This is a genomic window from Microbacterium album, assembly GCF_014643695.1.
Classification (GTDB): Bacteria; Actinomycetota; Actinomycetes; order Actinomycetales; family Microbacteriaceae; genus Microbacterium; species Microbacterium album.
The window spans coordinates 280,297-293,085 of the sequence record NZ_BMJY01000001.1 but is presented as its reverse complement, the minus strand read 5'-3'; the positions used below and the strand labels follow the sequence as shown (position 1 = coordinate 293,085).

The following is a 12,789-nucleotide window of genomic DNA, read 5'->3' as shown; positions in this document are numbered from 1 at the left end:
ACTGCGGGTTGCTTCGGGTCGCGGAGCGGATCACGCCACCGGTTCGAGCACCGGGGCGGCGGCCAGGAGCGTCCGCGTGTACTCCTGCCGGGGCTCCGAGAAGATCTGGGCTTTGGGCCCGGACTCGACGATCCGGCCCGACTTCATCACGATGACCTCGTCGGCCACCTTCTTCACGACGGGCAGGTCGTGGGTGATGAACACGTAGCCGACGCCGAGGCGCTCCGTGAGCTCGCGCATCGTGCGCAGCACGCCGGCCTTGACCGACGCGTCGAGCGCCGACACGGCCTCGTCTGCGACGATGATCTCGGGATCGACGACGATCGCGCGCGCGATCAGCACGCGCTGCCGCTGTCCGCCGCTCAGCTCGCCCGGGAATCGCTCGAGGAACTGCTCACCCGGGGTCAGCCCCACCAGCTCGAGCGCCTCCACGATCTTCGCGCGCACGCCGGCGGCACCGTTCGCCATGCGGTGCAGGCGCACGACCTCGCCGATCGCCTGCCGCACGCGCTTGCGAGGGTTGAGGGACCCGGCGGGGTCCTGCAGCACGGCCTGCACGCTGCGGCGGAAGTGCGCCATGCGCTCCCCCCGCATGGTCGCGATGTCCTCGCCGTCGAGCAGCACGTGGCCGTCGCTGGCGGGAATGAGCCCCAGCAGCATGCGGGCGAGCGTGCTCTTGCCGCTGCCGGACTCCCCCACGACGGCCACGAACCGGCCGGGTGCCACGCTCATGCTCGCGCGGTCCACCGCCACCACCGGCGCGCCGCCGCGGCGGCCGCGGTACACCTTCGACACCTCACGCGCTTCAAGCAGCATCGTCGTCGTCCTCCTCATCGAGTGATGCCGCCAGCTCCGCGCGGAGCGTCGGCGGGATCGAGTAGAGCTCGGCGTCGTCGTCGGTCAGGCTGCGCACGCTGCGCAGCAGCGCCTGCGTGTACGGGTGTCTGGGCTTGGTGAGCACGTCGGCGGTCGTGCCCGACTCGACGACCCGACCCCGGTACATCACGTAGATGCGCTCGGTCATGCTCGCCACGACCGCGAGGTCGTGCGAGATCAGGATCAGCGACGTGCCGAGCTCCCGCACGGTCTCGTCGAGCGTCTTCAGCACCACGGCCTGCACGGTCGCGTCAAGGGCGGTGGTCGGCTCGTCGGCGATGATCAGCTGCGGCAGCTTGGCGATCGCCAGCGCGATCAGCACTCGCTGCCGCATGCCGCCGCTCAGCTCGTGCGGGTACCGGCGCGCGAGCTCGGCGACGTCGTCGAGACCGGCCAGCGCGAGGAATCGCTGCGCCTCGGCCTCTTTCTCGCGGGGAGTGCCGGTCCGGATCGACTCGGCGACCTGCCGGCCGACACGCATGACCGGGTTCAGGAACGTCAGCGGGTCTTGGAAGATCATGCCCACCAGTTCGCTGCGCACCCGATCCCACTCACTCGGCGGCGCCCCGAGCATCTCGCGCCCCTCGAGCCGGACCGACCCGCCGACGCGCACGCGCGGCGAGCCCGGAAGCAGTCCCGCGATGGCACGGCCGGTCACGGACTTCCCCGAACCCGATTCGCCCACGATGCCGACGCGCTCGCCGCGTTCGACCGTGAGGCTGACCCGCGACACCGCGAGCACCTCCTCGTCCTCGCCCGTGGGCAGGTGGACGCGCAGGTCGCTCACCTCGAGCAGGGGGCTGCCTCCCGCCTCCGCGCGCACGGCGTCATCCGCTTCCAGCGTGTCGCTCGTGACCGTCATTTCACCCTCCCGATCGTGGGGTTGTAGGCGTCGTTGAGCGCGTCGCCGAGCATGTTGACGGCGAGCACGACGATGAAGATGCACAGGCCGGGGAACAGCGCGAGCCACCATCCGTCGCGCAGATGCGACTGCGCGGCGTTGAGCAGCGCGCCCCAGCTGGGCCGGTTCGCGTCGCCGACGCCGAGGAACGCCAGGCCCGACTCGAGCAGGATCGCGCGCCCGACCGTCATCGTGGTCGCCACGAGCACGGGCGGCATCGCGTTCGGGATCACGTCCGACCACAGGATGCGCGGCCCGCGGAAGCCCGCCGCTTTCGCGGACTCGACGTATCCGAGCTGGGAGATGCGCATCGCCTCGGCGCGCACGATCCTGGCCACGCTCGGCCACATCGTGATCGACAGGATGGCGACGATGATGAACACGTTCGACCCGATCAGTGCGGCGGCCACGAGTGCCACGACCAGCCCGGGGAACACCTGGAAGAACTCGGCGATCTTGACCAGCGCGACATCGATCGCGCCGCGGTAATAGCCGGCGAGGCCGCCGATCACGACGCCGATCGTCATGCACAGCAGCGCGACGCTGAAGCCCACCAGCAGCGACACCTGGGCGCCGTGCACGACGCGGGCGAGGTAGTCGCGGCCGAGATGGTCGGTGCCGAGCAGGTGCTCCGCGCTCGGGGGCAGCACGCTCGAGAAGTGCGCCGCGGCGGGATTGCCGACGAAGAAGGGGCCGACGACTGCCACGGCGGCGAAGAAGACGACGATCGGCAGGAAGATGCGCGTGACGGGCTTGCGGAGGAACGCGCCCCACGCCGATCCCGGCTTCCCGCGCGCTCGCCGCCGCCGTCCGATGCCGCCGGGGCGCCCCGTCAGGGCGACCGAGACGGACGTGGTGTCGATGCTCTGGCCGACGCTCATGCCGTGCTCCTCACAGGACGGGTGAACCGCGCGCGCAGGCGCGGATCGACGATGCCGTAGACCACGTCGGTGAGGAAGTTCACGACGATGATCGTGATGGTCATGAAGATGACGACGCCGAGCACCACCATGTTGTTCTTGCGCTCGATCGCGTCGACGAAGAGAAGCCCCATCCCCGGCCAGCCGAACACGCGCTCGATGAGCACGGAGCCGGCGAGGATGAAGCCGAGGCTGTAGCCGGCCACCGTCACCATGGGCAGCAGCGCGTTCGGCAGGCCGTGGCCCCACAGCTGCCGGGACGACGACAGCCCCTTCGAGCGCGCCGTGTCCATGTAGTCCTGACCGAGGGACTCGATCATCGACGAGCGCATGATGCGCGCCTTGAACGCGAGCTCGCTCGTGGCCATCGTGACGATCGGGAGGATCGCGTACTCCCAGGAGATGCCCGGCTGGCCGTACGGCCCCTTGCCCTGTGTGGGCAGCCAGCCGAGCCACAGCGAGAACACCGAGATCAGCATGAGGCCGAGCCAGAAGTTCGGCACCGAGAAGAGCGCGACGGAGGCGCCGGAGATCGACGCGTCCAGCCAGCGCTTGCGGGTGCGCGCCGCGATGGAGCCCAGGATGATGGCGCCGATGGTCGAGAGGATGAAGGAGGGCACCGCGAGGGCGAGGGTGTTGGGGATACGGCTCAGGATCAGGCCGAGCACGGCCTCGTTGGAGCCGAACGAGTAGCCGAGGTTGCCCGTCAGCACGTTGCCGAGATAGATGAAGTACCGCTCGGCCATCGACCGGTCCAGGCCGTAGGCGGCCGTGATCTGCTCACGGAACGCCTCCGAGATGGGAGCGTCGCCCACGAGGGACTGGATCGGGTCGCCCGGAGCGATCTCCAGCAGGAAGAACAGAGAGGTGATGACCGCGAGGAACAGGAGCACCGACGACAGCACGAGCCTGCCGTAGTGAACGACGAGCGCCTTCACGATCGTCGCGTCCTCTCCGCTCGCGCGCCCCGCGTCGGCGCGGTGTGCATGGGGACGGTATGCATGGGCACGTTCTCCCTCGAAGCGTCTGCAGGTCGGCCCGCGATCGGCGTTGACCGCGGGTGCCGTCCATCCTGACCGCGTCCCGCCGCTGCCGATCGGATTTCTTCCGCGGTGCGGAACCGCGATCCCGCCTCATCGGGGACGGTCGGGGTGGACGGCTTCAGGCTGAGCGCCGCGCGTCGCCGCGGCAAGCACCGCTTCCGCGGCGCGGAAGCTCCTTCGCGTCGACGATCGCCCGGCGGGCGTGCCCGAAGGTGTCAGGCCAGGCCGGCCTTGCGGCGGTTGTAAGCGATCGTGCGCGGATCGGGGCGGGCATCGCGCCGCAGGAGCGACTCGGAGATCCGGTCCGCCGTGGCGCGCGCGAGGTTCACCAGCCGCCGCGGGTCGGTCTGACCGAGCGAGTACACGATCCCGACCGCGTTCTCGATCCGGCCGTCCTCGCCCGTGAGCGGAACCGCCACCGAGCCGACACGCTCCGCGAGGCACCCCTCGGCGACGGCATAGCGGCGCCGGCGCACCTCCTCGACGCGCGCCCGGATCTCGGCCGCGGTCGTCGGCGTGCGCGCGGTGAACGCGCGCCGGGGCGCGTCGAGGTACTCCTCGAGCACCTCGGGATCGGCGTAGGCCAGCAGCACCAGACCCGTCGCCGTCACGTGCAGCGCGAGACGTCCCCCCATCCGGTTCTCGCCGGTGTAGTTCGGGTGCGGCCGCAGCGCCTCGAGATAGACCACTTCGCCGCCCTCCCGCGTCGTGAGGTGCACGGTGAGCCCGGTCACCCGGTGCAGGTCCACGAGGTGCGGCAGGGCGCTCTCGCGCAGCCGCAGGGCACGCGTCGACGTCGAGGCGAGCTCGAGGAACTTCCCGCTGAGACGGTAACGTCCCGTCGCGTCGAGCTCGAGTCCGCCCCATTCGAGCACCTCGTGGGTGAGGCGGTGCGCCGTCGTCAGCGAGAGGTCCGCGTATCGGCTGATCTCCGACAGGGTCAGCGCGCCGCCGCCGCGCGAGAACGCCTCCAACAGTGCCAGGACGCGCGCCGCCGCCGTGCGCTTCACGCCCTCCTCCTGCCGCGGGGCACGTCCGCCGCGCGCGTCGGCCGGTGCGCCGGCCTCGTGCGACCGCCCTGCCGGCGCGGCCCGGCGGGCTCGTACGGCCGCCGCCTGCGCGCCCTGCACCTTCAGGAGATCCCGTTCTTCGATGACACCGCTCATACGACCAGCCGCCTTAGATCGTCGCGCCGGCGCGCCAGTGCGCCGCCCTTCCATGGTCGCATCGGGCGCACGCGCGGCCGAGCGGCCTTCCGGAGGGCGGAAACCCCCGCCCACGCGGAACGATCAGCGCGTAAGGCCCAGCAGGCGGACGGCGTTGTCGAGCAGGATGCGCCGCTTCACGTCCTCATCGAAGCCGAGGCCCTCGAAATCGCGCAGCCACCGCTCCGCCGTGATCACCGGGTAGTCGGTGCCGAAGAGCATCTTGTCCTTCAGCAGCGTGCGCGCGTACTGCACGAGGTTCGGCGGGAAGTACTTCGGCGACCAGCCCGACAGATCGATGTAGACGTGCGGCTTGTGCAGCGCCACGGACAGGGCCTCGTCCTGCCACGGGAACGAGGGGTGTGCGAGCACGATGCGCAGGTCCGGGAAGTCGACCGCGACGTCGTCGACGTGCATCGGGTTGCCGTACTTGAGGCGGATGCCGCCTCCGCCCCGCGTGCCGGCCCCCGCTCCGGTGTGCCCGCTGTGGAAGAGCGCGATCGCGCCGGCCTCCTGAATGGCCTCGTAGACGGGGTACACGTCGCGGTCGTCCGGATAGAACGCCTGACTGCTCGGATGGAACTTGAATCCGCGCGCCCCCTTCTCCGCCAGGCGCGTCACCTCCCGCGCCGCGCGCCGTCCGCCGTGCGGATCGACCGTGCCGAACGGGATCACCGTGTCGGAGTGCTCGGCCGCGAGCTCGATCACCTCGTCGTTCGTCACCGCCGGCTCCTCTCCGGTCGCCCAGCGGTTGTCGACCGTGAACGCGACGCACATCATGCTCTGCGCCCGGTACACCTCGGCCAGGTCGTGCACGGTGGGCGTGCGCGCGTCGGTCCGGAAATAGGCCGCCATCGCCTCGGCGTTCTCGGAGACCGCCTCGGGCGGCGCCGACCGAGCCGAACGCTGGACGTGCGTGTGGAAGTCGATCGCGACGATGCCGTCGCCCACCGCGGTCACCAGCGCTCCTGCATGACGGCCGGCTGCGCCGGGACCGAGACCCGCATGTCGGTGAGGGACAGCACCTCGTCCACCGTGAAACCGTCCGCGATCTCCTCGAGCACGAAGCCCTCCTCTCCCCTTCGCAGCAGCGCGAGGTCCGTGACGACGATATCCACACAGCGCGGTGCCGTGATCGGGTACGCCGCGGTCTCCACGAGCTTGGGCCGGCCCTTGCTGTCGACGTGCTCCATCGTCACGATGACGGAGCGCGCGCCGACGGCCAGGTCCATCGCTCCCCCGATCCCGCCGCCCGGCCGTCCCGGCTGCGCCCAGTTCGCGAGGTCGCCGGCGGCGTCCACCTGGTACGCGCCGAGGATCACGGCGTCGAGCCGCTTCCCGCGTGCGATCTCGAACGAGGCGACCGAGTCGAAGAAGCTCGCGCCGGACTCCAGCTCGATGAAGTTGCCGCCCGCGTCGTGCAGGTCGGGATCCGCGTCCTCGACGCCGACGAACCGGCCGTAGCCGAGGATGCCATTCTCGGCATGCAGCGTGACGTCCCGGCCCTCGAGGAAGTTGGTCACCTGGTTCGGCAGACCGGCACCGAGGTTCACGATCGCCCCGTCGGGCAGCAGCGCGGCGGCCCGACGGCCGATCTCGGCTCTGCTGAGGGCGGGCTTTCCGTTGTACTCCCGGTGGGTGTCACCGCCGCGCTCCGCCTTGCGGGGCAGCTTCGCGGGGTCCACGCGGACGCTCGAGAGGACGACCCGCGAGACCCAGACACCGGGGAGGTCGATGTCGTCGGCGGCAAGCTCGCCCGTCTCGACGATCTCGTCGACCTCGACGATCGCCACGCGCGCGGCCTTGGCGAAGCTGTCGTTGAAGTTGCGGCTGCCGCCGCGGAACTGCAGGTTGCCGGCGCGATCCGCGCGGTGGGCGCGCAGCAGCGCGTAGTCCGTCGTGATGCCGCGCTCGAGCACGAACGACTCCCCGTCGAACTCGGCCGACGGCTTGCCCTCGGCGATGGCCGTGCCCACCCCGACCGGCGTGTAGAACGCGGGGATGCCGGCTCCGCCCGCGCGCATCCGCTCCACGAGCGTGCCCTGGGGCACCACCTCGAACTCGATGTCACCGGCGATGATCTGCTCCTCGGCCGCCGTGATCGGCCCCGGGCGCGCGGAGAAGCTCGCGACGAGCTTGGAGATCTGCCGGTTCTCGGCGAGCAGCTGGGCCGTCGGGTGCCCCGACGAGCCGAGCCCGTTGCAGTAGACCGTGAGGTCCTTCGCGCCGTGATCCCGCAGCGCGAGGATCAGGGTGGAGGGGAACGAGTGGGTGATGCCGAAGCCCGCGATCGCGACCGACGCGCCGTCCGGGATGTCCGCGACCGCCGCGGCGGCGGAAGCGAAGACCTTGTCCTTCCTCACGGCGTCCATCACCGGTCCTTCGCCTTCGGGGCGGAGCCGGCGGCCCCCGTGTTGGCCTTCATGGCGAAGCCGCCGCCGTCCACCGCGAGCACCTGGCCGGAGACCCACCGGGCGCGCTCGCTGAGCAGGAAGAACGCGGCCGACGCGATGTCCCACACGTTGCCCTCACTCTGCAGAGCGACGTTCTGCCGTCGCAGCTCGCGCTGCTCCTCCGTCATGCCGCGCGCCGCGAAGGCGCCCCAGATCATGCCCACGCGCACGCCGTTGACGCGGATGCCGCGGGGGGCGAGCGTCGAGGCGGCGCCCACCGTGAGCTTCTCGAGCGCCGTCTTCGCGATCGTGTAGGGCATCGTGGGGCCTCGCCCCTCCGTCGCGCTGGACGAGATCGTGACGATCGAGCCGCCCTCCCCCAAATGCCGCTGCGCGTACTTGATCACCCGCCACGCCGACAGGAAGTTGAGGTCCATCACCCGCTCGAACTCCTCGTCGTCCACCTCGAACGCCGGCACCGCCCCGCCCCCGCCGATCGAGTCCGCGACCAGATCGAGCCGCCCGAAACGCTCGATGACCGCGGCGACGGCGCCCGCGACGGATGCGGAGTCGGTCACGTCCACCGAGAACCACTCGGCCTCGCCGCCGGCCTCGCGGATCGCATCGACGGCGCGCTCACCGGCGGCGCGATCGCGGTCGAGCACCGCGATCCTGGCGCCCGCGCGGGCGCACAGCCAGGCAATGGAGAATCCGACGCCGCCGAGGGGCCCGCTCAGCCCGCCCCCCGCGACGAGCGCGACGCGCCCGGCCATGCTCGGCGTCTCCGCCGAGGCCAGCGCGTCGGCGGTCGTCTGCGCCGCCCAGTCATCCTTCGTGGTCATCGTTCTCCTTCTGGCCTCATCGCCGGATGGGTGGTTTTCAGCGGATCGGGAACGCCCGGCCCGTCCACGTCGAGAAGACCCGCACGACCATCGAGATGGCCGCATTGCGCGAGCCGGCGACCACGATCGGCAGGCTCGCCGGGCTCGCGTCGGCGAACACGGGATGGAAGTGGTCGGGGGCGAAGGTCTCTCCCGTGCGCCCGCTCAGCGCCTTCCCGACGCGCGCCAGCTCGCCCTCCGTGCGCCCGCAGTGCGCGACGAGCCACTCGCGGACGTCCTGCTTCGACATCCCCGCCCCCGCAAACAGGTGGGCGTGCTCGGGGTTCATCACGATGCCGACCGACGAATGGCGGAAGATCCAGGGGCCGGAGCGCTGGATGGTGTCGGCGAAGTCGCGCAGCACCTCGACGGGCTCACGGAAGTGGCGGTTGTCGATGAACTCGCTCGTGCGCAGCAGGAGCGTGCTCACGGCGCTCTCTCCGGGCGCCATGCCGAGCTCCACCGACAGCGGCTCCCACGGGCTGTTCTCCTCGTCCTCGCCGATGCACATCGACCAGCGCCCCGGAATGCCCTGCGTCGCCTGCTCGAGCTCGTGCGGCAGGACGCCGAAGCTGTTGCGCACCGTGAGGCCGATCGCGCGCGGGATCGTGGCGTTGGGGCGGAAGCCGGGCCCGAACACCCCTCCCGTGGAATTGATGCCGAGCTTCCCGCGGATGTCCCCGTTGACGACGAGCAGCGGGCCGGGGCCGCTCGTCGACTGCCAGCCGCCACCGAGCGCGGAGCGCTCCGCCGAGAGGGCGTCCCAGGCGGCGAGCACCACGGGCAGGTACTCGGGCCGGCAGCCCGCCATGACGGCGTGCGTCGCGACGTCCCGCACGGTCGCCGTGCGTCCCACCTGCGGCAGGCGCGCGACGATCTCGTCGGGATCCCGATCGGTGTGCGCGAGGAAGTCGGCGACGGACTCCTCCGACGCCGCGACGGCCGGCAGCCCGTCCGTCCATCCCCGCTCGAAGAGGTACTCGCTGACGCGCGCCGCGGCGACGGGATCGAGCTCGTCGGAGGTCGTCTCCGCGACCGCCGTGGAGCCGCTCACCGAGTCTCGCCCGTCAGGCTCCGCACGACACCGCCCGCGACCCCCGCGGCGCGCGCCGCGATGTCGGCCGGACCGAGGTTCGCGATTGGATGCTCGATCGTCAGGAAGGGGAAGTCCGCGTCGCCCTTGACGGCCGCCATGGCGCGCGAGGTCTGCGCGAACGCCTCGGTGCAGATCACGGCGGTCGGAAGCCCGGCCTGCTGGAGGGCGATGCCGTCGGCCACCGCGGCCGCGCTGCAGGAGCCGCAGTCGCCCACACCGATTACGACGGCGTCGCACGACGCCAGCAGATCCTCGACCTGTTCGTCCGTGAGGGGCATGGAGAACTGGGGCTTCGTCCGGCGCACCAGGGCACCGACGCCGTGCTGGGCGACGAGCACGTCGCCGACGGCGTCGAGCACCTGCGCCGCGTTGCGCTTGGTGTTCTCGAGCAGGCCGATCCGCAGCCCGTTCACCTCGGAGACGGTGGGCGACGCGGAGGCCGTCGACGCCGCCGCCCGCCGCGCGCTCGCGGTGGGGTCGATGATGGTCGTCGTCATGGTCTTGCTCCGATCGTTCGTGGGAATGCTCACCCCACTATCCGTCGCGACCCCGGGGCGGCGTCCGGCGATTCCGCGACGCGGAAAGCGGACGTCGCCCCGGGGCCGTGGGGTCAGATCGAGGTGTTCCGCAGCCCGTACACCGACTCGTGCCACGGGATGAAGAACCGCTTGAGCTCGTTGACGATGAGATACAGCGCCAGACCGATCACCGACAGCCAGAGGATGAGGGCGAACGTCATGGCGGCGTCGAGCGAGTTCATGGCGGACACCACCATGTTGCCCAGCCCGTCGTTCCCGCCGAGGTATTCGCCGACGATCGCGCCGATCGTGGCGAGCACGATCGCGACCTCCATGCCGGCGAACAGGTACGGCTGCAGGCTGCGCATCTCGAGCTGCACGAACTTCTGCCAGCGCGTCGCGTTCAGGCTCTGCATGACCTCGCGCTGCCCCTGCTCGACCGAGCGCACGCCGAGCAGCACGTTGAGCATGATCGGGAAGAACGCCAGCAGTGCGGACAGCACGATCTTCGAGGTCATGCCGAACCCGAACCAGATCACGAACAGCGGCACGAACGCGACCTTCGGCGCGACCTGCGCGATCACGATGAGCGGGCGCAGGCTCACCTCGAGCCACCGCAGCTTGCCGAGCACCACGCCGACGACGAGGCCCGAGACGACCGCGATGAGGAAGCCGATCACGACCTCGCTCACGGTCGTCGCCGTCGCCGACCAGGTGCGCTGGTTGCCCATGAGCTGCACGAACGACTGCCACACCTCGGCGGGCGGCGGGAAGATGAACGGGTTGACCTCGAGCGCGGTCACGACGATGTGCCACGTCGCGATGAGGACCACGACCAGCGTGGGGGTGACGATCCACGGCAGGAGCCGCATGAGTCGCGTGCGGGACATGTCAGTCCTCCTCGTCGATGTCGTGGCGCAGTCGCCGGACGATCTCGTTGAACTCGGGCGTGGTCTGCAGGTCGACCTTCCGGGGCTTCGGGAACTCCGCCGGCAGGATCTGCCGGATGCGCCCCGGGCGGGGCGTCATGTGGACGACGCGGTCGGCCAGGAACACCGCTTCGGGGATGTCGTGCGTCACGAACACGACGGTCGAGGACGTCTCGAGCACGATGCGCTGGAGCTCGAGGTTCATGCGCTCGCGCGTGAGGGCGTCCAGGGCGCCGAACGGCTCGTCCATCAGCAGCAGCTCCGGCTCCGTCGACAGCGCCCGGGCGATCGCCGCGCGCTGCCGCATGCCGCCGGAGAGCTCACGGGGATACGACTGCTCGAACCCCTTCAGTCCGACCAGCTCCGCGAGCTCTCGCGCCTGCGCGCGCCGGGCCCGCTTGCCCACGCCCCGGAGTTTCATGGGCAGCGCGATGTTGTCGAGCACCGAGAACCAGGGGAACAGGTTGCTCTCCTGGAACACGAACCCGAGCTTCGTGACGGCCGACGAATCGACCCGCCCGTCCACCCAGAGGTTCTTGCCGTCGACCTCGATGGTGCCGGTCGTGGGCGGCAGGAGGCCGCCGATCATGCGCAGCAGTGTGGTCTTGCCGCACCCGGAACGCCCGATCAGGGCGACGAACTCGCCGCGCTCGATCGTGAGGTCGATCCCGGAAACGGCGTGCGTGATGCCGCTGCGGGTGCGGAAGTCGCGACCGACCCCCCGGATGCGCAGTCCCGGGGTCTCGGCGCCAGTGGGGGCCGGCGAGGTCGCCAGCGCTCCGTCGCTCATCGTGGACATCGTTCCCTCTCTGTAACGGTTGGGCCGGCCGGCTCGCGCAGCCCGGGACGGGCGACGCTCAGCCGGCGGGGAGGTACTCGTCGGTGATCCACTCCTGTGGGTCGCGCCCGCCCTCGAGGAACTCCGCCTCCACGTAGGTCTCGTACGCGTTGATCCATGCGTCGAGGTCGTTGGCGAGCAGCTCGGTGCCCCCGTCCGGGTCCACCCAGGTCTCGGTCGTGTAGATGTCGAGCGCCGCGCTCGCGACCTCGTCGTTGTCCAGCGCGGCGAACGAGAACTCGCCGCTGTCGCGCAGGATCTGCAGGACGTTCGCGAAGTCGTTCTCCGCGTCGTCGATCACGAACTGCACCGCTTCCTTGATCGCGGCGAGGAACGCCTCGATCTGAGCGACCTTCTCGGGGTCCTCGAGGTTCGCCGAGGTGGTGACCCACGCCTGCATGTCGGGGGCGTCACCCAGTCCCGCATCCGTGACGATCGCGTCGGCGTTCTGCTGGCCGATCTGGATGGACGTGTCCAGGCTCACGATGTAGCCGGCGAGCTGCCCCTGCTTGACGAGCTCGAACGTGGCTCCCGTGACGGGGACGGCCTGACGCGTGACGGAGTCACGATCGACGCCGCCGGCGTCGAGAGCGAGGTCGAGCATCTTCTCGCTCGTGCCTCCGATGGAGCCCATGCCCATCACCTCGCCCTCCATGTCCGAGGTGGATTCGACGGGGTTGCTGTCGGCGGAGATGACACGGAGATTTGACTTGTACGCCATGGTGCCCACGGCCGTCAGGGGCTGGCCCTGCTCGAGCGGCGGGAACAGGTCGACCGTGCTCGCGCGAGTGATGGTCGCGGCCCCGCCCAGCAGGGACTGGATCGCGGCCGAGGAGCCCTGCACGGCCTGAAGCTCAACGTCCAGCCCGTGCTTTTCGAAGTAGCCGCCCGCGTACGCGAACATCTCGGGCGTGAACGTGAACGACTCCAGCGGGAGGAAGCTCACGACCACGATCCGGCCCAGGTCCTCGCCGCCCGCGCCCGCGCCGTCGTCTCCGGGAGCGGGCGTCTGGCCGGCGCACCCGGCGAGCGCGAGCGCTCCGGCGGCGAGCCCCACCGTCAGGCCGGCCAGTCGCCGCCGCCGAGCCATCGCATCAAGATTCATGATCATCATCGACTCCACTGTCGGATCGCCGCTCGCATCCTTGCGGGCGGTCTCGATGAGACTCGCTGACGGGCCATGCCCGGG

At 70.6% G+C, this 12,789-nt stretch carries 13 protein-coding genes; all 13 read right to left on the bottom strand.

Translation table 11 applies throughout. The features are described 5' to 3' along the window. Nucleotides 1–30: 30 nt before the first annotated feature. The 13 genes from IEX37_RS01510 to IEX37_RS01450 all read right to left on the bottom strand — a co-directional run bounded on the left by IEX37_RS01510 (nt 31) and on the right by IEX37_RS01450 (nt 12,705). The gene (locus IEX37_RS01510; protein WP_188754477.1) at nt 31–816 is read right to left on the bottom strand and encodes an ABC transporter ATP-binding protein; all 786 of its coding nucleotides are present in this window, start codon (nt 814–816) and stop codon (nt 31–33) included. Next, the gene (locus IEX37_RS01505; RefSeq protein ID WP_188754476.1) at nt 806–1,738 is read right to left on the bottom strand and encodes an ABC transporter ATP-binding protein; all 933 of its coding nucleotides are present in this window, start codon (nt 1,736–1,738) and stop codon (nt 806–808) included. Before IEX37_RS01505 ends, IEX37_RS01510 begins: the two co-directional genes overlap by 11 nt. Beyond that, a complete protein-coding gene (locus IEX37_RS01500; protein WP_188754475.1) occupies nt 1,735–2,658 on the bottom strand; it encodes an ABC transporter permease in 924 nt (307 codons plus the stop codon). The genes IEX37_RS01505 and IEX37_RS01500 overlap by 4 nt, the downstream gene beginning before the upstream one ends. Continuing rightward, entirely contained in the window at nt 2,655–3,635 is a 981-nt protein-coding gene (locus tag IEX37_RS01495; RefSeq protein WP_188754474.1) for an ABC transporter permease, read from the bottom strand. The genes IEX37_RS01500 and IEX37_RS01495 overlap by 4 nt, the downstream gene beginning before the upstream one ends. 320 nt (nt 3,636–3,955) lie before the next feature. After that, the gene (locus IEX37_RS01490) at nt 3,956–4,906 is read right to left on the bottom strand and encodes an IclR family transcriptional regulator (protein ID WP_188754473.1); all 951 of its coding nucleotides are present in this window, start codon (nt 4,904–4,906) and stop codon (nt 3,956–3,958) included. 123 nt (nt 4,907–5,029) lie between these two features. Beyond that, nucleotides 5,030–5,905 (bottom strand): amidohydrolase family protein, encoded by an 876-nt coding sequence (locus IEX37_RS01485; RefSeq protein ID WP_308421659.1) that lies wholly within the window; start codon nt 5,903–5,905, stop codon nt 5,030–5,032. Further along, nucleotides 5,902–7,317, bottom strand: a complete 1,416-nt coding sequence (locus tag IEX37_RS01480) for a 3-oxoacid CoA-transferase (protein ID WP_188754472.1) — start codon at nt 7,315–7,317, stop codon at nt 5,902–5,904. The genes IEX37_RS01485 and IEX37_RS01480 overlap by 4 nt, the downstream gene beginning before the upstream one ends. Next, a complete protein-coding gene (locus IEX37_RS01475) occupies nt 7,317–8,180 on the bottom strand; it encodes an SDR family NAD(P)-dependent oxidoreductase (protein ID WP_229662999.1) in 864 nt (287 codons plus the stop codon). The genes IEX37_RS01480 and IEX37_RS01475 overlap by 1 nt, the downstream gene beginning before the upstream one ends. A gap of 37 nt (nt 8,181–8,217) precedes the next feature. Beyond that, nucleotides 8,218–9,273 (bottom strand): hypothetical protein, encoded by a 1,056-nt coding sequence (locus IEX37_RS01470; protein ID WP_229662998.1) that lies wholly within the window; start codon nt 9,271–9,273, stop codon nt 8,218–8,220. After that, entirely contained in the window at nt 9,270–9,845 is a 576-nt protein-coding gene (locus tag IEX37_RS01465) for a UGSC family (seleno)protein (protein ID WP_188754471.1), read from the bottom strand. The genes IEX37_RS01470 and IEX37_RS01465 overlap by 4 nt, the downstream gene beginning before the upstream one ends. Before the next feature lie 80 nt (nt 9,846–9,925). Further along, on the bottom strand, nt 9,926–10,723 hold the full coding sequence (locus tag IEX37_RS01460; RefSeq protein WP_188754470.1) for an ABC transporter permease: 798 nt from the start codon (nt 10,721–10,723) through the stop codon (nt 9,926–9,928). 1 nt (nt 10,724) lies between these two features. After that, nucleotides 10,725–11,552, bottom strand: coding sequence for an ABC transporter ATP-binding protein (locus tag IEX37_RS01455; RefSeq protein ID WP_188754469.1), 828 nt, complete (start codon nt 11,550–11,552; stop codon nt 10,725–10,727). A 67-nt stretch (nt 11,553–11,619) separates the two neighbouring features. Then, nucleotides 11,620–12,705 (bottom strand): ABC transporter substrate-binding protein, encoded by a 1,086-nt coding sequence (locus tag IEX37_RS01450; RefSeq protein ID WP_194461739.1) that lies wholly within the window; start codon nt 12,703–12,705, stop codon nt 11,620–11,622. Nucleotides 12,706–12,789: the final 84 nt, after the last annotated feature.

What these genes read in the sequence shown, in the direction of transcription:
- IEX37_RS01455 (WP_188754469.1), bottom strand. Translation starts at nt 11,552, where the DNA reads ATGAGCGACGGAGCGCTGGCGACCTCGCCGGCCCCCACTGGCGCCGAG.
- IEX37_RS01450 (WP_194461739.1), bottom strand. Translation starts at nt 12,705, where the DNA reads ATGAATCTTGATGCGATGGCTCGGCGGCGGCGACTGGCCGGCCTGACG.
- IEX37_RS01505 (WP_188754476.1), bottom strand. Translation starts at nt 1,738, where the DNA reads ATGACGGTCACGAGCGACACGCTGGAAGCGGATGACGCCGTGCGCGCG.
- IEX37_RS01480 (WP_188754472.1), bottom strand. Translation starts at nt 7,317, where the DNA reads ATGGACGCCGTGAGGAAGGACAAGGTCTTCGCTTCCGCCGCCGCGGCG.
- IEX37_RS01490 (WP_188754473.1), bottom strand. Translation starts at nt 4,906, where the DNA reads ATGAGCGGTGTCATCGAAGAACGGGATCTCCTGAAGGTGCAGGGCGCG.
- IEX37_RS01460 (WP_188754470.1), bottom strand. Translation starts at nt 10,723, where the DNA reads ATGTCCCGCACGCGACTCATGCGGCTCCTGCCGTGGATCGTCACCCCC.
- IEX37_RS01475 (WP_229662999.1), bottom strand. Translation starts at nt 8,180, where the DNA reads ATGACCACGAAGGATGACTGGGCGGCGCAGACGACCGCCGACGCGCTG.
- IEX37_RS01510 (WP_188754477.1), bottom strand. Translation starts at nt 816, where the DNA reads ATGCTGCTTGAAGCGCGTGAGGTGTCGAAGGTGTACCGCGGCCGCCGC.
- IEX37_RS01500 (WP_188754475.1), bottom strand. Translation starts at nt 2,658, where the DNA reads ATGAGCGTCGGCCAGAGCATCGACACCACGTCCGTCTCGGTCGCCCTG.